The organism is Verrucomicrobiia bacterium (genome assembly GCA_019634625.1).
Classification (GTDB): Bacteria; Verrucomicrobiota; Verrucomicrobiia; order Limisphaerales; family CAIMTB01; genus CAIMTB01.
In genome coordinates this window covers 1-22,395 of record JAHCBA010000015.1, presented here as the reverse complement: position 1 = coordinate 22,395, position 22,395 = coordinate 1, and the positions used below count along the sequence as shown (strand labels likewise).

Sequence of the window (22,395 nt, the reverse complement as noted above, 5' to 3'; positions counted from 1 at the left end):
CATTCCCCGCATTCCCCGCATTCGCGGTCGTCTCCCCGCCCGCCCGTCGCTACCCTCGCCCGCGTGACGACGGTCCTGCGTTCCCTGACCCGCACGATCGTGCCCCGCAGGATTCGCAATTGGCTGCGATCCCCCCGCCAGACCGCCCGCTGGATCCTCAACGCCTGGCGTCCCCCGATCGCCCATCCCGTGCGGACCGACTGGACCCTCCGTTGTCCCCGCAACGCCGTCGAACGTGCCTTCCACCTCCAGTCCCAGGACCCCCCCCAGATCCGTGAGTTCGATGATTTCGTCCGTCACCTCCGCGCGGCCGGCCGGGTGAACCTCCTCGATGTCGGCTGCCATTTCGGAATCTTCTGCGGCGCCACCCTCCACTACGGCGCCCCGGGTTCCCGTGTCCTGGGCGTGGACCCATCGTCCGAGGCCCGCGCCATGGTCGCCCGCATCGCCCGCCTCAACGGCTGGACGGACCGCCTCACCTTCCTCCAGGCCGCCGTCGGGGCCCGGGATGGCCAGATCGAACTGGTCGAAACCGGGCTCACCGGGGCGGGCTACATGGTCCTGCCCCGCAACCATCCCCGGGCCGACCGCCTCACCCTGCCCCTGCGCACCGTCGATTCCCTCGCCCAATCCCTCGAAGACCCCCCCACCCTTGTGAAAATCGACGTCGAAGGCCTCGAATCCGATGTCCTCGCCGGCGGGCCGCTCACCTTCGGCGAACGCCGCACCCCGCTCTTCCTCGAACTTCACAATGCCATGATCCGCGAACGCGGCGCCGACCCCGCCGCCGTCCTCGACCGCCTCTCCGCCTTCGGCTACCGCACGTTCCTCATCGGCGACCAACCCTGCTCCCCTCCATCCCTCCTCGAACCGCCGATCGCCCGCTTCCTCGCCCTCCACCCCCGCACCCCATAACCCGCTCCAGCAATTCGCGGCCTCCTCAGGGTGCGGTTCCGCTGGCACCGCAGGCGGGTTCGAGGTTACCACTTGCCCATGATCCTCACCGGCATCGGCGACGAAGCAGGCAGTCTCCTGGATTCCCAGATTGCCGCGGTCCGCGAACTCGGCTGGAACCAGCTTGAAATGCGGGGCGTGCAACTCCCGGGCGTTCCCAAGGCGAACTTCCACGATCTCCCCGACGCGGCCTTCGATCAGGCCGCCGCCCGCCTCGCCGAATCCGGCGTCGGCGTGTACTGCTTCGGCTCCACGATCATGAACTGGGCCAAGACCATCGAGACACCCTGGGAGGTCACGCTCGCCGAGGTGGAACGATGCCTGCCCCGGATGCAGCGGCTGGGCACCCGCTTCGTCCGGATCATGAGCTTCAAACCGGCCGACGATGCCCACAGCATTCCCAAGGTGGTCTTCGACCGGGTGCGGGAGGTCACCCAGCGCTTCCTCGATGCCGGGCTGACCCCGGTCCACGAGAACTGCATGAACTACGGCGGCATGAGCTGGCAGCACGCCCTCGAACTGCTCGACCGCTGTCCCGGCCTGCGCTGGGTGTTCGACACCGCCAATCCCGTCTTCAATCCCGACCGCTCGAAGCCCAAGCCGTGGCCGCGCCAGGACCCGTGGGAGTTCTGGGAACATGTGCGCGACCACGTGGTCCACATCCACGTCAAGGACGCCACCTGGAATCCCGGCAAAAGCGACGCCGACTACACCTGGCCCGGCGAGGGGGAAGGCGCCGTCCGCCGCATCCTCGCCGACGCCCTCCACCGCGGGTATGAGGAGGCGATTTCCATCGAACCCCACATGGTGGTCGTCTTCCACGATGCCCAGTCCCAGGCCGCCAACGACGACGCCACCCGCGCGAACTTCGTCGAGTACGGTTGCCGCCTCGATGCCCTGATCGCGGACATCCGGACCAACGGTTGATCATGCAGTGGATATCGGGGTGCTTTCGCGCGCTGCGAGGAACGCAGATGTCGGCTCGCAGGTGTCTTGCCTGCATTCGCAGCCCCATCCCGACCTGCCGCCACCAGGGCGGCAACAACCCGGACGAACTGGAGTATTCCGTCCGGGGGAAAGCCCTTGATCCCGCGATGGGTCCCACATGGCCCATGAACACCTCGATCATGCCCCGCGGGATGCCCAGGGGTTCGGGGTCCGGGTAAGAGGAGTCCCAGCGGCGACGGCACGCTCTCATGGCCTTCGACATTCACGCCGCAGGCTCGGATGCCAATCCGATGTTCGCGACGACCCATTGGAGTGTGGTGCTCCTTGCTGGGCGGGACGGCACGTCGCCCGGAGCCGAGCAGGCGCTGTTGCACTTGTGCCAGATCTACTGGTATCCGGTTTACGCGTTCTTCCGGCGTGACCGGCAGTCCGCCGAGGACTCCGAGGACCTTACCCAGACCTTCTTCGCGGCGCTCTTGAAGCGAAACGATCTGGCCCGGGTTCATCCGGCAAAGGGACGTTTCCGCAACTTCCTGCTGGCGTCCGCGCGCCACTTCCTGATGAACGAGCTGGACCGTGCCAAACGCCTGAAGCGAGGCGGGCGCGTGGAGGTCTTGTCGATCGACGGGTTGGCCGCGGAACGGTGGTATCAGTTGGAACCGGTGGATGAGTCGTCACCGGACAAGGCCTTCGACCGCCGTTGGGCCGAGACCTTGATCGAGGTGGCCCTGGATCGATTGAAGGCGGACTGTGAGGCCGCGAGCCAGGGATTCCGATTCGAGGTCCTGCGCGACTTCGTGCTCGGAGATCCATCGGGAGTGACCTACGCCGAGGCCGCCACGCGTCTCGGGTTGAGCGAGAGCGCTGTGACCTCGGCAATCCATCGGATGCGCCTGCGCTTTCGCGAACATCTGCTGCGGGAAGCGGCCCAGACTCTCGATGACGCTCGCGACGCGGAATCCGAGCTGCGCGACCTGATCGAGGCGTTGAGCCAATGACGAAGACCCCAACCCGCGAAGGGATTCCGGGCGGGTGCTTCTGTAACGGGGACGAACATGAAATCCGGAGATTCACGAATTACCGGGACGGACTCCGGGCGTGCCTGCCAGAGCTGCGGCGTCCCGCTCGGGGCCCGGTCGAGCGCCGCATTCTGTGCGCGTTGCGCGTTGCGCCAGGTCCTGACCCGGACAAGTGCCGCGGAATCCCCCGGGGCGGGATCCGACGCAGGCCCCCGGCGCCTTGGCGACTACGAGGTTTACGAGGAGATCGGGCGCGGCGGAATGGCCGTGATCTACCGCGCGCGCCACGCCCGGCTCAACCGTTGGGTCGCCTTGAAGGTCCTGGCCGGGGGCGAGTTCGCATCGGCCGACTTCAAGCAGCGATTCCGGACCGAGGCGGAAGCGGCAGCCGCGCTCGATCACCCGAGTATCGTTCCCGTTTACGAAGTCGGTGAAGCGGAAGGCAAGTCCTACTTCAGTATGAAGCTGGTGGAGGGCGGCACGCTCGCCTCCTGGCATTCTCGCGAACCGGATGAAGCCCATCGCCGAGCCTGTGCGGCGGCTGTTGTCACCCTCGCCCGCGCCGTCCACTACGCCCACGAGCGAGGGGTCCTCCACCGCGATCTGAAACCCAATAACGTCCTGGTGGACCATGCCGGCGCGCTTTTCCTCACCGATTTCGGCCTGGCCCGCCTGCTGGAGAAGGAAAGCACGCTGACGCGCACCCTGGCGGTCATGGGAACACCGGCCTACATGGCGCCCGAGCAGGCGCGGGGGAATTCGCGGCGGGTCACCACCGCGGCCGACGTTTACGGATTGGGGGCCATCCTGTTTCAACTGCTCGCCGGGCGCCCTCCCTTCATGGGTGCGTCGCCGGCCGACATTCTCCGACAGGTGGAGGATACCGAGCCGACGCCGCCCAGCCGACTGGCGCATGGCGAGCGTTCCCGGACATGGGACACGGCCCGCTCCGACGTGAGAGATCTCGATACGATCTGTCTGAAGTGTCTCGAGAAGGAACCGGGCTCGCGTTACGAATCGGCGGCGGCGTTGGCGGAAGATCTCCAGCGCTGGTTGCGCCACGAACCCATCCTGGCGCGGAAGGCTTCAACCCCCGAACGGATCCGCAAATGGATTCGCCGCAGGCCGGCCTGGGCAGCCCTGATCGCCACCGCGGTCACGGCCCTGCTGGCCTTGGGCGTGGGAGGCGCGGTCTTCACGCTTCATGTGGTCAGGGCGCGAGAGGCCGCGGAAGAGGCGAATGCGCGGCTATCGCGCAACCTGTTCCTCCGCGAATGGCAGGGCGCCGAGGCCCTGGTGGCGCAGAACAAGACCGCCGGGGCGTTGATGTGGTTCGCCCGAGCCCTGCGTCAGCACCCGGAGAGTCTCGAGTTGAGCACCCGTCTCCTGTCGCTTCTCAGCGATCACGCCTTCCCGATCCCTCGAGGGTCGCCGATCACGAACGACGCTGCGGTTCTGGAGATCCATCTCTCGCCGGACGACTCCCAGCTCTTGACGACCGATGTCGCGGGCCGCGTCCGGTGCTGGTCGGTCGCCTCGGGAACGGAGCTGTTCACGCTGCCCAGGACCTTTGAACATCCCCTGGCCGGTTTCGTGACCCGTCATGGACCGATTCTCGTCGTCGATCGTTCCGGCGTCTCCCTGTGGCCAGCCCATGGCGGCGCCGAACCTCTGCGCGAAGTCCCCGGCCAGGACTGGGAGAGCGTGCATCTGTCTCGAGACCGACGTCGATTGGCCCTGAGCCCTCGGGAGGGACCCGCAGAGGTCTGGGATACCGCCACCTTGCAGAGGCTCTGGATAGGCGCCGCAGAGGATCGCGAGGACCCTGCCTTCATCCGCCTGAATGCCGACGGGCGACTCCTGCTGCGCACCCGGAATCTCGAACTCCGTGTGTACGACACCGCGACGAGCCGTTTGGTCTGGCGTGCCCAACCTGTCTCGCCCGTCTCAGACTGGTACTACGCCAGAGGGGATTTCACCGGAAACGGTGGACCAATCGTCAGCACTCACCTGGCCGGTGTCGGCGGGCGTCTCCTCTGTGTGTGGCCGCTCGACCTCGCGGCGTCGAGCGGCACGGAGCCGATCGTCCAGCAGCATCCCCAGGTTTCCGCTCAAGCCCCTGCGGAAACGTCGGGCGTGCTGGTCAGTCGCGATCCATCGAAGGCCTTTGTCTGGGCGCGCTCGGGTCTGCTGACCTGTTTCGGCTTGGAGGATGGGAAACGTCTTCTGGAACCGGTCGAATATCGCGGAGCCATCGCGAGTGTTGTCGAGTCCACCTCCGGACGGTGGGTCGCCGCCGCCTCGGAACGGATCGTGCAGTTCTGGGAATTCAATATGGCGACGCCTTCATCGCGCCTTCTGCCGACCGATGCGCACTTGGGCGACGCGCGCTTCAGCCCCGATGGACGTTGGCTGGCGGTGGGCAGGTCGAACAACGTGACCCTCTTCTACACCGAGGACGGGCACATCCGCCGAGTGCTGCCGATTCCAGACCCGGTTCGAGACCTGGTCATTTCGGACGATGGCCGCCTTCTCGCCAGTTCCTCGGTTGCCGGTGTGCTGGTGTGGAACCCGGAGACGGGGGACCTGCTGTCCAGGATGCACCCGTTATCCAGCTATGTCAGTCATCTTGCCCTGGCTCCCGACGGCCGCCGGTACGCGGCGACCGTCCCTGAGCCACCCCAGGTCCTGGTGTTCGATGTCGAAACCGGGCGCGCGGTCCTCGATCCGTTGGCCTACGAGGGTTCTGTGGTCGGCACGGAGTTCAGTCCCGACGGGCGTCGCCTGGCGGCAGCGACCGTCTCCGGTCAGGTCCTGCTTTGGGACTTGCCCGAAATTCCCCGCAGCGCCGAAGGCACGCGTCTGCTTCGCGCGGTCCGCCGTCACCAGACTGGCCGCCATGAGGGCGTCATTTGGATGCTCCAGTTCAGCCACGACGGAACGCGCCTGCTCACCGCCTCCAACGATCGCAGCGCCCGCCTCTGGGACGTCGAGTCGGGTACCCTGCTGGCCGAGTTCCGCCATCAGAAGGCGGTTTACTGCTCCCAGATCGCTCCCAACGGGCAAGTGATCCTCACGGGCGGCGGCGACCAGATCGCCCAGCTCTGGAACCTGGCGGACGGACGCCCCATGGGAGAGCCCATGCGCCACCCCAGCGCGGTGTGGTTCGGTCAGTTCAGCGAGGACGGACGCGTCGTGTTCACCGCCGACGACACCGGCCACGCGCGCGTCTGGGATGCCCGATCCGGGCTGCCGTTGAACGGATGGTTCGATCACGGTACGCCGATCCGACGAGCGCGACTGGGGCCCCATGCCCGTTACGCCCTGACCGCGTCGCTCGGGCGCGGGGTGCGCCTCTGGCAGCCCCTGTTCCCCCGGCGTCCCGCCCCCACCTGGTTCCCTGAACTCGCCGAAACCGTGGCCGGCGCCCGTCTTCTGGACGACGATACGATCGAGCCCGTTCCGTCCTCGCAATGGGACAGCCTCCTTGCCGGGCTGGAAACCCGTCGCGAGACCGACTTCTACTCCCGTTGGGCCCGATGGTTCCTCATCGATCGACAGCAGCCCGACCCGCAGCCGTTTCGTGAACGGTGAACCGCCGCGTCCATCTCGTGATCCCGCCCTGCCTCACCGCATCCCGACGAGGACCTCGCGGACCACGCCGTCGCCCAGATCCAGCTCCAGACGGTAGGTACCGGCGCTCAGTCCCTTGGTGCTCCAGTTGAAGATGTACTCGCCGCTCCCGGGCTCGTATCGGAACAGATTCCCCGAATTGGCGGCTCCGGGCGACCTGGCTTCGTTGATCGGACCGGCCTCCGCACCCTGGAGCCTGGTGAAGTAAAGCCGGGCCTCGAGGTCCACGATGCCACCATCCCCTCCCGTGAGTTGGAACTTGACCGGGACCACGCGCCCGGCCTTGAACACCGAGGATCCATCGGCCCGGATCGGAGAAAGCACGCCCGACCATGACAACGGCTCCGGCTCGACCGGTTCCAACAGACGAAATGTCAGAGCGAATTCAGGCGAGCCTTCCAGCATACCCACCACCTCTCCATCCAGTGCCTTATTCTCCAGCTCATCGATGAGGGCTGACGACCAGCCGGAGTAATCGAACTGAACCGCCTTATTGCCGGTCAATGTCGTCAGGCTGTCTGAGTCGAATGCGATGGCCCCATTCACATTGCCGCCAGCATGGATGAATCCATCAAATGCCCTGACAATGATGTTCCCGGAAACCGTAAACGCCTCGGGCGATAGAAGTCTCGCAAATTCATCCGCCTGGGGCTGGAAGTTTTCCCAGAAAACTCGGAATGGTGATTGCCTTGCCGGCTGTCCCGTGGCCGAGCCGCTGAGGAAGTAGGTTTGAGTGAGCGGGTCCACATGGATGAACAGGCCGTCCTCTGCGAACGCCGGGAGGCCAGCGAGGATGGAACCTAGGAGGGCGCGTAGTGACTTTCTCATGATCTTATGGGTCGGGCTGTTTCGTTCTATCGTTCTGCCGCATCCACTCGGACGACGGTCCGCACGGGAATGGCCCGCGTTCAACCCACTACAGAAGCATCCGCCACGAATCCTTTCGCGCGATGTTGAGGCCCCGAGTCGTGCCGTCACTCCAGGTGCCCGCCCGAACCCGTGGAGCGCACGGGTTCGGCGTCACTACCCTCGTCCCCGGTTTGGCGCGCCCGATAGAAGCGCACGGGGGCGTCGGTCGTCTCGAACACCTCGATCCGGTGGCCGAGACCCCGGACCCGCGCCACCGGAGTCCACGTGGTCAGGTCCGACGACGCCTCGACGAGGTAGTCCCGATCTGGCACGGCCGGAAAGGCGATCCTGTAAGTTCCCGCCGCGCCCGCTTCGTTCGGCATTGAACCGGCGTCGGAATCGCCCGCCGTTTCGATGGAAGGTCCGTCGGATTCCCCGGTGGAACCACCAGCCCACCCGTGGGCACCCGGACCCTTCGAATGGATCTTCAGATTGCCACCCCCGATGGTCTGCTCGACGGTCCGGTGTCCGTTCCAATGGCTCGAGAACCACATGGCATCGTTCCGATCCCAGACCGTCACCGCCAGGCTGTCGTCCCGACCCGGCTCGCCACGGTCGGTCAGCAGCACTTGAAGGGTTGCCTGGTCTTCCACGGTGATCCCCTTGCCCGGTCCGGTGATGTCGGAGATCACCCCATTCGCCGTGAAGACACTGCGGTTGCCCTGGACGGCGAGCGACGTCACCGCGCTGCTCTTGATCTGATAAACCCGCCCGCCGTCCCGCAGCGTGAGGTCCACCGAACCCTGCAGGGTCTTGCCGCCCTGGATGAACTTCGCATTGAAGCCGAAATCCAGCTTCGACCCGGGCGTGCCCGGAACGATGCCCTGCGAACCCGACAGCACCAGGAATCCGCCTCCGGTCACCATGTCGCTTGCCGATGGCCTGGAGACCGTCACCAGCACGTCGTCCTCGCGGCTGTCCCGCTCGAACCAGCCTCCGACGATCACCCCGATCGCATACGACTTCGAATCGGCCGTTCCGATGTCCACCGGCCAGTCGAAGGACACCACGCCCACCGTGGGGGCAGTCGGGTCAGGGACCTGCACCGGAAGGTTCGCAGCGATCACCGAACCGGTGTTGCGATCGACGAAGCTGGCGGTCGCATTCCGTATCTCGGCGGGATACGGGTCATGCTCAGGATCACCCACCGGCAACGTGGACAGGTCCCATACGGTGGCACGCAGCGCCAGCACGGTCGTTCCGCTGGTCGGCGACGCGGTCCCCTGGAAGAGCGTTCCACCAAAGACGCTGCGGGCGTCCTCGGGCAACACCGTGATTCCGAACTCCGCTTCGTCCGTGGACGCCGTGGCGTCTTCCACCTCCACCCGGAACCGGTAGTCGCCCGGCGCAACCTGCGCCCGCCCGGACAACGTCCAGTGCGCGGCGTTCGCCTCGGTCAGGGCGAGACCCCAGGAGAAACCCCCGGGAACGCCGGGCTCGAACGCTCCGGCGTGGTCCGCGCGCTTCCACCCGATCCGCACGACGAGATCCGTTCCCGCCGTGTCGGCGTCGCTGGCGAAGACGCTCACCGGGGCGATCGCGTCGCTGTACTGAACCTCCTGATCCATCCGATCCACCTCGATGGTCGGCGGCGACTGCACGCCCCGCAGATGCACCGTGGCCACCGCAAACGCGCTCCCGGCACCGCGTGGGTCGCGCACGCTGAAGCGGAACTGGTCGGTGTGGAACTCATCCCGCGGAATCACCAATCCGGCCGGCGGTGTGTACCGCACCGTGTCACCCGACAGGGTCACCTCACCGAGCGTTCCGTCCGTATCGATCTCCCCCACCCGCAAGGTGGCAGGGTCGTCGTCCGGGTCTTCGGCGTTCGCCAGCAGGAGGGCGGTCAGGTCCGCCTCGACCGGTTGCAGATCCATCACCGCATGCGCCGGACCCGCTGTGGGGGTCGAATTGACGCCGGTGACCGTCACCGTGACGGTGCCCCTTCCGATGGCGCCGAACGGATCCTCGACCTCGTAGTCGAACAGGTCCGTGGCGGTCTGGCCCTCCTGAAGGCTCTCGAAGCGCCGTGCCGTCGAGTAGAACACTTCGGTCCCGGCAACCACCGCCTGCCCCTGGGTCAGCGAGCGATCCACGCGCACCACACGCAACTGGGCGGTCTGGCCCGGGTCCGGATCCGTGGCCGCCGCCATTAGCAGGGCGGCGATATCCACTGGATCTTCGTTCTCCGCCACGGTGATGGCCACCGGCCCGGCCGTCGGCGCGTCGTTGCGTCCTTCGATGCGGACGGTCACGCGCCCGGACGCCGTGGCGCCCTGGCGATCGCTGACGGTGTACCCGAAACCATCGAGGCGTTCGCCGCCGGGTCCAAGTTTCGGACCGCTGCCCGCCGGGTTGTAACGAAGCCGCCCGTCCGGGGCGAGGGACACCTGGCCCAGCACACCCGCCGGATCAATGGCGGTGATCTGCACCTGGTCGCCCAGGTCCGGATCGGTCGCCTGGGTCAGGATGGCGTTGTCGATCAGGTTGTCCCCGCTCAACTCAGCCACGACAACCACGAGGTCCGGCGCGGCAGGCGGATGATTCTCCCCTTGGACCTGGATCGTGACCCGTGCCGAGGCCCGCGCCCCGTGCGAATCCTCGACCACGTAGCGGAACGAGTCGGTCACCGTCACCCCGGGCGGCAGGGGGAACCGGCCGCTCGGATCGTAGTGGAACACCCCGCCCCCCTGGTGCGTCACCTGCCCGATCGTTCCCACAGTGACCACATGGACGATGCTGATGGTGTCGCCCGGATTCGGATCCGTGTCGTTCACCAGAACGCTGGGCGTCGTGAAGGCCGCCGTGGCCACGGTGCTGTAACCCGCTCCACCGTCGTCCGCGGCCAGCGGCGGGTCGTTCTCCGCCACCACCGTCACAACGGTGCCGTCCGCGACGCGGTTCAGGCTGCCCAGGCCGACCGTCAGGGTGAACCCGGTCGACTCGGATTCCCCGACGGGACGCCGGTGCCGGGTGGGAATAAAACGCACCGCCCGCAACGCCGCCTCGACCGTCCCAGCCGGACCGGTCAATTCGTAGCCGGCCACGTCGGAGCCGGAGAACCCGGCAGCGAGGAGTACGCCCCTTGCCGCGTCCTCCATGACCACGCGGACGGTCACCAGTGTCGCCGCGGGCAACCGCAACGAGACGTTGTCGAACGGCAGGGCGGTTTCGCGATCGGTGATCGTCAGGCTGGCGATTCCGGAGGGCGCGGGAAGCCCCACCCCGTTGTACCAGACATGGCTGGATCGGCCGAGACCGCCGCTGAGCACCAGGTCCATTGCGCCATCGCCGTTCAAGTCCCCTGCCCCGATCGACACCATGGGATGCACCGGTCCGGGCATGGCGGCGGAAGCCGTGAAGTTCCCGTGGCCGTCGTTCACCAGCAGGACGGAACGATTGAAGGATTCGGACAGGGCACTGACGAACTCGCTCTGAAGGACGACCAGATCGAGCGCCGCGCTCCCGTCGAAGTCGCCCAGCACGGCGCCCTGAATGGTGGTCCCGGCGAAGGTCTGTGCGGTGGCCGTGAACTGTCCGGAGCCATCGTTCAACCAGACCAGGGGTCCGGTGCCGCTCCGACGCACGGTGACAATATCGACAGCGCCGTCGCCATTGACGTCCCCGACGAGAGGGAAGGCGCCGCCTGTGCCGAGCAGTTGAAGGCTGTCACGGAACCGGCCCGAACCGTCATTGAACCAGACCAGCGTGGGGCCGCTGAACTGGCCCAGCACCAGGTCGAGGCTGCCATTGCCATTGAGGTCGGCCAGGCGCACCTCGAGAAAGGTCCGGTTCGCGAAGCTGATGTCTTCCATGGCGGCCGGGAACTCGGTGAACTGGCCGGTTCCATCGTTCAACCAGACGCGGACCCACCAGTTCGAAAAGCCTGCGGAGGCGAGCGTGACCAGGTCCACTGCTCCGTCGCCATTCAGGTCTCCCACTGCGAAGGCCTCGACCAGGACACTCTCCAGCGCCTGGGTTCCTTCGGTGAACCCGCCACTGCCGTCGTTGAAGTAGAGGGTCATGCCGTAGGGCTCCATCCGATGGGTGGTGAGGGCATCCAGGTGGCCGTCGCCGTTGAGGTCGGCGAGCTGGGCCTTCGAGAGGATCTTGGAGCCGATCTTCTGCTGCCCTTCCGAGAACCCGCCGGCGCCATCGTTGAACCAGACCCGGCTGCCGTACGGCTCGGCCTGGCCAAAGTAGCCCAGCGCGTTCGGCACGAAGAGGTCGGGATGTCCGTTCCCGTTCAAATCCCCGATCGCGATGCCGACGGAATTGTACTCGGCGTTGCCCAACCGCAGGAGGCTGTCCGTGAACGACCCGGTCCCGGTCGGGGCCTCGACGATGAACTGCGCCAGGAACGGCGCCTGCAAGATCTCGCCCTGCGCCCCGCCCAGCCCCGTACGAACCGACACCGTGACCTGTTCGCCGGGAATGAACCCGGTCTCGGGATCGGGATGCAGCGTCAGGATCGTCCCGTTCAACACGGTCCGCAGACTCCGCGGGCCGCTCTGTCCGCCGGCCACGGCGACGTTGGCGCCGACGGTGGCGGAATCGAGCGGACGATTGAATCGGAGCACTACGGTTCCGTTGCCCGGCGCCGAGGGATCATTGGGCGAAGGACTCATCTCGACCACGCGCAGAACGGAACGGACATCGAGCGTGACCGTCGCTGGCGCCGAGTTCTCAAGGCCATCCGTGGCCGCATAGGTGAACGCATCCGCGCCCAGGTGCCCCGGCGAAGGCGTGTACACGAACGAGCCGTCGCGCCGCAGCACAACCGTGCCGTGGGTCGGTGGTGTCACGAGCACGGCAGTCAGGGGATCGCCCTCTGCGTCGATGTCGTTCGCGAGCACCCCGTGCGACGCGACGACCGCAAAGGCCTCGCCGGCTGGCACGAGGTAGGGTCCATCACCCGCCGCCACCGGAGGGGTGTTGCCGATCTTCACCCGGGCCGGCGCGGACGATGCCTGTGCATCGGCGGCGCGGTAGGTGAACACATCCGTCCCGGCAAACCCCGTCCCCGGGGTGTAGGTGAACCCGCCGTTCGAGGCCAGCACCACACTTCCCCGCGCGGGAGCGCTCACGAGTTGCGCCTGCATCGGACCGCCGTCGCCAGCGAGGTCGTTCACCAGCACCCCCTGGGCCGCGGCGACGACGACCGGCGCGGATCCGTTGGCCGGATGGAAATCGTCACGCGCCACCGGGGCGGACTGATTCAACCACACCTCATTGCCGGAGCCGGTGGTGCGGCTGTTGTTGACCACGAACACGTCGAGATCGCCGTCGCCGTCGAGATCCGCCACCCCCGCATGGAGGCTCTCGGAGGTGCCCAACCGCGCGCCGGACTGCGTGAACCGGGCAGCCCCGTTGTTGAGCAGGACGCCATCGCCGCCACCCTGGCCCGCCCCGTCGCGGACATCCGCCTGCCACACATCGAGGTGCCCGTCCGCGTTCAGGTCGCCAAGCCCCACCCCGAGGGTGAAACGCCGTTCGATTCCGAAGGGAGACCGGTGGAAGTTCGCGGCGCCGTCGTTGAGCCAGACCTCGTTGGGTCCGGAATTCACCTGATGCACGAGCCAGGCATCGAGGGTGCCGTTGCCGTCCAGGTCGGCCAGCACCACCTGGCGGGACCACGTGGTGCTCACCCCGCTTGAACGCAAGTCGAACCGCGCCCCGCCTTCGTTGATCAGCAACTGCCCGCCCGCGAGCCCGACCAGGTACACATCCATCAACCCGTCGTGGTTCAGGTCCCCGACCGCACCGGCCGACGCCGAGGCGATGGCCACCGCGGAACCCGGATCGAAGGTGAAGTTTCCGTGGCCGTCGTTCCGCCAGACCCAGGCCCATGAGGAGCCGACACCCAGCAGATCGAGGTCGCCGTCACCGTCGAAGTCGCCCGCCAGCAGGAATGACGGCGCCCCCAGCGGGAAGCTCGACAGTCCGAGCACGACGACGCTCCCGGCGGGAAACGCGCCAGTGCCATCGTTGAACCCGATCCGCATCTCCCTGCTCTGGCTGCCGAGGAAGTTGTCCACCTGCCAGATCAGGACCAGGTCCGGATGTCCGTCCCCGTTCAGATCCGCCACCAGCGGTGCGGACCCGCGGAAGGCAAGGTCCGGGTACTGGAGTCCGAGCGACTCTTCGCGCTCGATGAAGGTGGCGTCCCCTTGATTCAGGTACACACGCGGATGCGTGTCGCGATTCCACACGATCGCGTCGGGGACCCGGTTTCCGTTCAAATCCACCAGGGTCACAAACTCGCTGAACTCCGACGTCGAGGTTCCCGCCAACGCGCGCTGGAACACCGCACTTCCCCGGGGAACCGCGGCGTGGAACTGCCACGCGTGGGGTCGGGCCAGTTCCGCCCGGACGCCCTCGCGAATGCCGGGCGAGACGTGCACGGTGATGACTTCCCCGGGAAGGAAGGGTTCCCCGGGAACCAGGGTCACTTCCGCTCCGTTCACCCCCACGGTGACTTCCCGGCGACCGGTCAGAGATCCGAAGGCATGGACCCGCCCCGCAACGGACGAAGCCTCCACCGCCCCGCTGAAGGTGATCCGGACCGGCCCGGACGCCGGCGCATCCGTCGTGTTGGCCGCCGGTTCAACGGACACGATCTCCAGCAGTTCGACCACACGCAGGGTCACCGTCGCGGGTCCCGACGCATCGCGCCCGTCGGAGACCCGGTAGGTAAACGTATCGACCGAGTCGAAGCCCGGTTCCGGGACGTACTCGAACGAGCCGTCCGCCGCGAGGGACAACGCGCCGTGCGAAGGAGCGGTCAGCAGCTCGACCACCAGCCCGGGGTCGCCGTCGGGATCGCCATCGTTCGCCAGCAGGCCCTCGCCTGCGGACACCGTGCGTGGCTGGCCCTGGAAGAGAAAGTACGTGTCGTCCCCGGCCACCGGGGCGCGGTTCCCCAACTTGACCCTCGCCTGCGGGTAGGTCCCCGAGGTGTACGCCGTTCCGGCGCGATAGACAAAGGCGTCGGACCCGGGATGGCCCGGCCCCGGCGTATAGACAAACGATCCGTCGTTCGCCAGGACGACCGTGCCGTGGCCCGGCGGGGTCACCAGTTCCGCCCACGCCGTTTCGGTGGCCGGCACTCCGAGGTTCGGATCGAAATCGTTGGCGAGCACGCCCGCATCCCTGGGCACATCGATGTTCCCGGCACCGGAGTACGCATAATAGTCATCCGCCATGATCAGGGACGCGGCGCCCAGGGCGACGCGAACCGGCCCGGACACATACTCGATCTCGTCCGCCCGAACCCGGTACGTGAAGGCATCGATCCCCTCACTCCAGGAACCGAAGGACCGGTAGGTGAACCCGCCATCGGGATGGAAGGTGAGGAACCCGTTCTGGACGTCCTCCACCAGCTCGGCCACCAGATCGAGCCCGTCCGGGTTCCGATCGTTGGCCAGAACGCCGCCACTGGCGTCCACGGTCAGCGAGAAGTGGGCATCGACGCCGTGGTTGAATTGGAAGGGCACATTCGGGTAGTGGTCCGGTCTCGGTTCCGGCGCTTCCGTGCCGCCCCCGACCTGGATTGTGATGGTGACCGCAGCCGATTCCAGGTCGCCGTCGGTCAGCACGTATTGGAACGTGTCGGTCCCCCGGAAGACCGGCGGCGGGGTGTAGGTGAACGTGCCGTCCGCACGCAGGTTCAACTGGCCCCGCTCGGCGGGCACCGGCACCCGCACCGCCCAGCTCCCATCCGGCCAGTTGCCGAAGTACTGCATGTCCTCCAGGGCCACTCCCGGGAACCGGGTCAGCAGATCGTACAGCCGCCCCTGGACCCACTCATCGGTGCGCACCGTGATGTCGTCCCCGTCCGGATCCGAGGCGCCTTGCAGCAACGATTGCGCACGCGGCAGTTCGAGCACGGTGTTCCTCTCGATCACAAAGGTCCGCGGCGCCGCCGGAATGGGCGCGCGGTTGGGAAGGATCCCGAACGTCCGTGTCTCGGTGGGAAAGAACGGCGAGCCCGCCGCACTGGTCATCGTATCCCGCACCGTGACGTTCACCGTCTCGCCCCGGATGAACCGCCCGACCGGGGTCAACGTCGCCTCCCGTCCGTCAGGGGACAGGGCGATCGAGACCGGTCTCCGTCCGCTGACCGAACCGCGCACTTCGACGTGGGCATCGAGTGCGGCTGCCGTCACGGGTTCATCGAAGGTCAGCACCACCGGCGCCGACTCCTCGGCCTCGCTGCCCGGGTTCGGACTGAGGGCCAGCCAGTCGAGCCGCGGACGGATGGTGAGGGAGACCGCGATGGCGGGGGAGATGCGTCCCTCGAAATCCTGCACCCGGTAGAGGAACCCATCCTCGCCGTGGAACAAGGGATTCGGTTGGTAGGTGAAGCTCCCGTCCTCAAACAGGGTGAGCTGGCCGTTCTGCGGACCGCTCCCCAACTGAAACGCGGCCTTGAGCGAGTCGCCGAAGTCGTTCACCAACACCCCGCGCGATCCTTCCACCGCGAGCAGGACGCCTTCCATCCCCTCGTAGGCTTCGGGCGCGCCATACGGCGCCACGCTCTCGAAGGCCCCGATGTCGGGGACGCCCCCGAGCGCGCGAGGCACGCCCCGCTGGTCCACCAGGCTGCCCGTTGCCCCCTGGTCCCGCGCCGGACTGTCCGGACGCAACGCATGGGTGTGTGTCCGACCTCCGTTATGTTCCAGGGGACCCAACCCGGCATCGTCCGCGGTCCGGAACCTCGCCCCTTCCGAAAGCAACAACTCGCTCGCCCAGGCGGCCTCGGCGCCCGTTCCGTCGGTGTCGAGGTTGTGCCCGGTCGAAACCACGAGGGACTGAAGGGTCTGGGTCCGGTTGAAGACATCGTTGGGGCTGTTCCCGGCCAGCAGGGTTCCCGAGAGGTGGACCACCGACACCCCGAGCACCTCCGGCTTGAGCTGGGCCTTCAATGAACTCATCGCCGTCGAATAGATCCCTCCGCCCTGACGGGTCAGACCGTTCACGGCCTGGTTCCCGTAAATCGTGCAGTCCACCAGCGTGGCGATGGCGGTGCCCTGCGTGAAACTGCCGTTGTACAGCCCGGCTCCGAAGGCCGGCAACGGAATGCCCCGCGTGCCTTCCCCATCCACCCGGTTGCCGCTCAACGTGCAATTCTGCAGCGTCACGGTGCTGATGAGGATCGTGCCCGACCCCGCGCAGTCGTTGAACACGCCCCCGCCCTTCGACTTCCCCTTCGCGACATTGCCGCTGATCGTGCTCCCGATCAGAACGGCCTGGCCGCCGTTCTCGTTGCGCAGCCCGCCGCCATACGCCGCAATGACCCCGGAAACCTGATTGTCCGCCAGGGTGCTGTCCTGGACCAGCAGGGCTGCGTAGTAGTCGTTCGCGATCGCGCCGCCACCGCCGGACGTGTTCCGGTTGAGATCGCTGCCCTGGATGCGGACAAAGCTGCCGAAGGTCGTCTTCATCGCGCCGCCACTCGACAGGAACAGCGCCTCCGCCGCGTTGTCGTTCAGTTCCGAGTCGCTCACCCGAGTGTAGGACCCGAAACTGTGGATGGCCGCGCCCATCGCCAGGATCGTCGTGGCGCGAACGCGGTTCCCGTTGACTTTCGAGCCGGTCACCTCCAGCCCGCTGAAGAACGAACTGATGGCCCCGCCGTGACTGCCCAGCAGACCCGCCGCTTCATTCCCCGTCAGCTCCGAGTTCCGGATCCTGAGCAGCCCCAGGTCCGTGTGGATCCCACCCCCGACCACCAGCGCGCGCGGGGTCGGAATGTGGTCGGCGAGGAAACAATGCACGAGGCCTCGTTCCACCCAGCAGATCTTCATCAGGTGCCGCGCAACCGCGACCCCGGTCCCGGCCTTGTTCCCCTCGATGACCGAATCGATCACCTCGGTGACCGGTGAGCCCAGGCCAAGCCAGCCCGCAATGTTGGTGAGGGGATTGCCGCCTTCAGAGTCGCTGTTGCCCAGTTGCCCGCCCATGAACTCCTCCGCCGATCCGGCCTGCGCAGCGCGGGTGGAGGATTTGGCGACGTACTCGGCCTCGACCGCTTCGGCCTGGTCCTCCTGGGTGGGATCCAAGGGCGGCGTGATCTCCGCCAGGTCCGACCGATGCCCCGTCAATTCGTCCGACGCGCTGCGCCCGCCGCCCACCCGCAGGGTGGAGACATTCAAGCCGCTGCTGCTGATCCCGCCGCCGTTCCGTGCCGCCGAGTTATTGCGGATGACGCTGTTCCGCACCGTGAGCCGGGCCGAACCGCGATTGTAGATGCCGCCGCCCTCGCCTCCCCAATAGTCAAACGCCCGGCAGTCGCGCACCTCGACCCGGTCCAGCACCACCGTGCCCTGGTTGTAGATCCCGCCGCCGCTCGGAGCCAGTCCGTCGATGACGGTCAGATCCTCCAGATGAAGCGTCCTGCCCGGGAGCACGGTGAACACCGTCCCCAACAGCGCCCCCGACACGAAGGTCCGTCCCATGCCCTCGCCCCGGATCGTCAGGTCCCGATCGACGATGACATTGTCGTAGTAGGTCCCCACCCCGAGCCGGATCACGTTGCAGCGGGGATTGTCGATGGCCGGGTTCAGATCGCCCATGTGCGGCGGAGGAATGACCAGCGTCGTGTCGTCGGTGAATCCCCCGGTGCTGTCGAAGACGCCGAGCAATCCCCACCCGCTAATCCCGGGGAAGTAGGAGCCGACCTTTCTGGGGCCGCCGTGCCCTCGCGCCACCACGTCCAGCGGCTCGTAATAGTATTTGCGATCGTAGCCGCTGCCTCCGTCGTTCAAGTGGCCCTCCACGATGCGACCCGTGGGCAGCAGACTCGTGGTGGGCTCCACTCTGACCGTCGCGCGTGCCCTGGCCTGACGACCGCCCCGCGGCGGCACGGTCATCGTCACGGGTTCCGTGGACAGCCCTGCCCCGGAGACTGCCCAGGTCGCACCCCCCAGAAGGTGGGCCACCCGGCCATGGCCCGAACTGTCCGCCGCCACCGTCCCCGCCCCATCGTCCATCCGCCAGTACGCGATCAAACCCGGTTCCGACCCCGTCAGCGGCGCATTCATGGCACCGCTGATCTGCGAGGACGTCCGCGCCACGTTCCAGATCCGCACCTCGTCCACATCCCCGTCCAGATGACTGCCCGGAAGGAATCCGAGGGTGACCGGACTGCCGTTGCCGCCCTGGGACCGGACCAGCTCCCTCCAGGGTTGCCCGAAGGCGTTCAACTTCGGGGACACCGTCATGTACCCGCCGTCCACGAAGAGCCGTGCCTCGGGAATCGAGGCGTCGTACACCGCCGCAAGGTGCACCCAGTGCCCCTCGGGAATGCGCAGCGGGTAGGCATCGAGTGTCACGTTGGCGGCGTGCAGATTGAAGATCGGCACGCCGTCCGGGCGCAGTCCTACCATCCACTCCCCGGGCTCCGTTGGATGATGGAAGCTCGTCCTCGCCATCTTCGCGACGGCCGGACTGACCGTTCCCGGTTGCGCCGCCACGCGGGTTCTCACCCAGGCCTCGACGGTGAAACTCCCATTGTCCCCGATCGGAATCCCATGCGTCTCCGCCCTCGCGGTCGTGCCGTTGAAGCGCAGGGCGTTCCCGGCCACCTCCTGGGCCCGTGCGCCCGGGGCCGACAGACCTGCCGCGAACAGCAGACCCGCCAGCGCCATCCGTGTCAGCGCCCCTCGTACCCGGCGGTACGGCCGTGTCGGCGGATGATCGTCCACCACGAGGATTCTGGAACTTCCCGATCGGGCCATGACCCCCGAATCGTGACGCCCTCGCCCATCCCCAACCATCGGATGGCTTGCGTAGAACCCGCTACGAACCGTTGCCTAGGTAATCCTACCGATCCCGGGCGAATGTTGAATGGCGAATGGCGCCCGCCCCTGCTGCATGCCTACGGCTCAGATCTCAGCCGACAACCGGGGCCAGTGCTCCGAGAGGAATCGTGCAACCCGCGGATCACGACTCGCGCGCCTGTGCAATTCCTCGACCGGGACCGCATGCCGCCAATCGATGGCGAGTTCGGCGAGCACCCGCCGGTTTCCATGAAGCCGCGCCGCTCGATACCAACGGTGAATGAATCCGAGGGCCAAGGCCGGGTTCAGGTCCAATTCCTCGGTGACCCGATACCCGATAACCTGCACGACGACTTTGAGGTGTGCCGCGTCGTTTCTCCCCCTCTGATCGAAGAAGCGGATCGCGTGGAGCTTGGCGGCCGCCAGCGGGACCGGGTGCAGCACTCGTAGAAGATGTCCCTCACCGAGATCTGCAAGGACCGAGATGGCTTCCGGATCGGCCTCGATACCCGGGACACTGTGCAGCCATTCGATATCCAGTGGGCGCCCTCGCCAGGTCGTCCGAATGACGGCCGCAAGAACGGTCATTTCGTACCGATGGGGATACTGGATGGTGCCCCCAAGCGTCGCCGCAAGTCGATCGGCCCCATCGCGCTCGCCCAACACGTCCAGGTCCCGGCTCACAATGGCTCCCAGGCCGAATCGGGCCGCCCAGAAAGCGACCGCTTGACCGCCACAAACCACCGACGGCGCCCCCAGGTCAGCGAGGATCCGGGCAAACGGCGCGATCTCGTTCCAGGTCCAACTCGAGGAGCCACTCGGCATCGGGATCGATGGAAGTTCGGATTGGCAAGCGGGGCCAAGGCCAGCCCTCCGACCGGTGCCGAAACATGGCCTGGCACCGGGCACTGGACTCTTCAGCCTTCATGGCCAGGCGTTCGGCGAAGCCGCGCTCCGCAGATTCCATGGCGGCATCTTGCCCCCCCCGTCGCCTCCCCGGCAAGGATCGCGTTCGGAACAGCCCTGCTTCCGGTGCATCGCAGGTTTTCTGAACTCGCCCAACCCATCCCCCCCTGGGACTCGTACCCATCCCGAAGGGCCCTGGAGGAAGTCGCGATCGATGCGCCGCCCGCTCGCCCCTACCAACTCCGACCCGGGACCAGGCAATGAACCCGCCCAACTACGAAGAATACAGTCCCCGGGACGCTGAAGAATCGGCCTCAGGAAATCGCTTGACCGCCCTCCACCGCCTGCAAAGCCTCCCACTACCAACCCAAACTCCCCGACGCCCATGCCCCGCTTGTTCCTCGCATTCCCACCGTTCCCTCATCAACCCTCTCCGCTTCAGGCTCATAACCTGAAGGTCCTAGGTTGAACTAAATCCAGCCCCGGCAACCAACTTCCGTTGCACCGCAACCAATTAAGCTGCTGGCCTCCAGCGGCTTCGTCGTTTTCTAGGGGCCAAACCCGCCAAACACCCCTCCCTTGGTCGTACAGGGTCCGCAAGGGTCCTCATCGGTCCGCTTACCAAAATTTTGCCAAATAGTCCGGCGGACTTCGGGATGTGTGAACGCCGGCTTGTCGGAATAGCACTTCACAGCCGAACAACTTCTGGGCATAACCAAGACTTAACGCGAGAGAACAGGACCAGTCGTTTTCAACAAACGGACAACAGCAAGGAAACCAGCGGATACAGAACGAACTCAAGGTCGAGCGGTATGCCCGAACATTACTTCTACCACTCCTTCTCAATTTCGCGACCCCACGAGTGTCGTCAAGCTTGGATTGATCGGTGTTTCACGATCCTGCGATCCATCTTCACTCGAGGGATTGTACTGACCCCGGAATTGGTCGAATTCAAGGCCGAGGAACTTCAGCCTAGAAGCGGTGAACAAATTCCGCCAATCCTGCAGGTGCGATTCTGCCTAACCCAACTCGATATATCGGATCTCAAGACTCATTGCGATACCTTCGGCCCAGTTTCTCTCGAATTCGATAGGAGCGCCATCCGCGATCTTGGGGCATTGCCTGTAATTTACATTCCTCAAGTAGTTGACAAGCGCAAGGATCTAATGGCGAGCATTGGATATGCATTTGTTTCAAAGCTTCGCTACGTCAGAAGAGTCCTTGACGAGCTAGCAGCGCTACGCGCCGAGGCTCAAGCCTTTGATCAAGACGAATCAATGGTTGTCAGCACGAACGAAGCCTCGGAGGAGGTTGTAATTCACAATCGATCCCTCAGAGGCTTTCTGGACATGGTAAAACCCAAACAGGAGTCGCTCGAAGAACTAAGTTCGACCATTCAGGCGCTCAGCTGTCTGTTTTTCCCCGCGGGGCCATCTTGTCCTGAGTCAAGTCAAATGGATTATTATCACGAAAGAGAGTGGAGAGTGATTAGCGAAATACTAAATTCCGGAGATCCGGTAGACGCTCCTTTAAATCTCGTCGAGAAGGCCGATTTTGCGAAAATTTACCCATCTTGGAATCTGTCGCTCATACCATTCGGTTCCGAGACGCTTCGCTATCTTGACTGCTGCCGCATCATCCGCGATATAAACTGCACTCCTATCAAGTCACGCGTACGGCGAGTTATTTTACCTCAAGAAATCCATCAAAGAGCAAAAGAGGAACTATCCGCTCTCGGCTATGTTGGAGAGGTAACGCCAGCCCCTTGGCAAGAGAATTTTCCTTATCCGCCAAACAACGAGGATAAATAGAAACCAATATGATCAAGCCCTCATCACATCGTCTGCGATTCACAATCTCAGCGTATCTTATTGCGGCAATCTGGCTTCAGAGCATCGTCGGTGTTTTGTTCGCGGCTGAGGAAATCAGTTTCGGGAATCCCAATGACCCAAGGCGGCAACGATTATCCGGATTTCCAAGTCAACCAAGAGTCCTGCAAATGAAGGGTCAGGGCAGAGAGACACATAATCAGATAGAGATACTGAAGAACTCGGGTGGAGGGATCCTGCAAGGCGTTGTGACAAGTCGTGCCGATTTTGAGATTGAATTGTTTTCGCTCAAGTATAACCCAGGCGCCGATGATGGTAAGAAGGTGACAGTCGCAGTAAACGGCTTGAAGCAGACAATCGACCTTTATGACTGGGAACTCCTTCCAATCGTGAAGCTCGCGGATTCTGAATTTC

At 65.5% G+C, this 22,395-nt stretch carries 9 protein-coding genes; 6 read left to right on the top strand and 3 right to left on the bottom strand.

The features are described 5' to 3' along the window. Window positions 1–63: 63 nt before the first annotated feature. The 4 genes from KF833_10865 (at window position 64) to KF833_10850 (ending at window position 6,515) form a co-directional block, all read left to right on the top strand. On the top strand, window positions 64–915 hold the full coding sequence (locus KF833_10865; GenBank protein ID MBX3745797.1) for an FkbM family methyltransferase: 852 nt from the start codon (window positions 64–66) through the stop codon (window positions 913–915). 78 nt (window positions 916–993) lie between these two features. Then, window positions 994–1,881 carry a sugar phosphate isomerase/epimerase gene (locus tag KF833_10860; protein ID MBX3745796.1) on the top strand — a complete coding sequence of 296 codons (888 nt, stop codon included), beginning with the start codon at window positions 994–996 and terminating at the stop codon, window positions 1,879–1,881. A 269-nt stretch (window positions 1,882–2,150) separates the two neighbouring features. Continuing rightward, window positions 2,151–2,900, top strand: a complete 750-nt coding sequence (locus tag KF833_10855) for a sigma-70 family RNA polymerase sigma factor (GenBank protein ID MBX3745795.1) — start codon at window positions 2,151–2,153, stop codon at window positions 2,898–2,900. A gap of 288 nt (window positions 2,901–3,188) precedes the next feature. After that, complete coding sequence (locus tag KF833_10850) at window positions 3,189–6,515, top strand: protein kinase (protein ID MBX3745794.1); 3,327 nt, start codon at window positions 3,189–3,191, stop codon at window positions 6,513–6,515. Between the two features lie 33 nt (window positions 6,516–6,548). Here the strand turns inward: KF833_10850 and KF833_10845 are convergent, their stop codons facing one another. The 3 genes from KF833_10845 to KF833_10835 form a co-directional block, all read right to left on the bottom strand. Beyond that, a complete protein-coding gene (locus KF833_10845; protein ID MBX3745793.1) occupies window positions 6,549–7,301 on the bottom strand; it encodes a PxKF domain-containing protein in 753 nt (250 codons plus the stop codon). 227 nt (window positions 7,302–7,528) lie between these two features. Then, window positions 7,529–19,204 carry a tandem-95 repeat protein gene (locus KF833_10840; GenBank protein ID MBX3745792.1) on the bottom strand — a complete coding sequence of 3,892 codons (11,676 nt, stop codon included), beginning with the start codon at window positions 19,202–19,204 and terminating at the stop codon, window positions 7,529–7,531. A gap of 147 nt (window positions 19,205–19,351) precedes the next feature. Continuing rightward, on the bottom strand, window positions 19,352–20,071 hold the full coding sequence (locus KF833_10835) for a hypothetical protein (protein MBX3745791.1): 720 nt from the start codon (window positions 20,069–20,071) through the stop codon (window positions 19,352–19,354). Window positions 20,072–20,964: 893 nt separating this feature from the next. On the opposite strand from KF833_10835, the gene KF833_10830 reads away from it, so the two are divergent. After that, entirely contained in the window at window positions 20,965–21,963 is a 999-nt protein-coding gene (locus KF833_10830; protein ID MBX3745790.1) for a hypothetical protein, read from the top strand. An 8-nt stretch (window positions 21,964–21,971) separates the two neighbouring features. Further along, on the top strand, window positions 21,972–22,395 hold a 424-nt coding region (locus KF833_10825; GenBank protein ID MBX3745789.1), incomplete at its 3' end, for a hypothetical protein.

Excerpts from the sequence above, each read along its gene's own strand:
- KF833_10860 (MBX3745796.1), top strand. The coding sequence starts at position 994 with ATGATCCTCACCGGCATCGGCGACGAAGCAGGCAGTCTCCTGGATTCC.
- KF833_10855 (MBX3745795.1), top strand. The coding sequence starts at position 2,151 with ATGGCCTTCGACATTCACGCCGCAGGCTCGGATGCCAATCCGATGTTC.
- KF833_10840 (MBX3745792.1), bottom strand. The coding sequence starts at position 19,204 with ATGGCCCGATCGGGAAGTTCCAGAATCCTCGTGGTGGACGATCATCCG.
- KF833_10835 (MBX3745791.1), bottom strand. The coding sequence starts at position 20,071 with ATGCCGAGTGGCTCCTCGAGTTGGACCTGGAACGAGATCGCGCCGTTT.
- KF833_10830 (MBX3745790.1), top strand. The coding sequence starts at position 20,965 with ATGCCCGAACATTACTTCTACCACTCCTTCTCAATTTCGCGACCCCAC.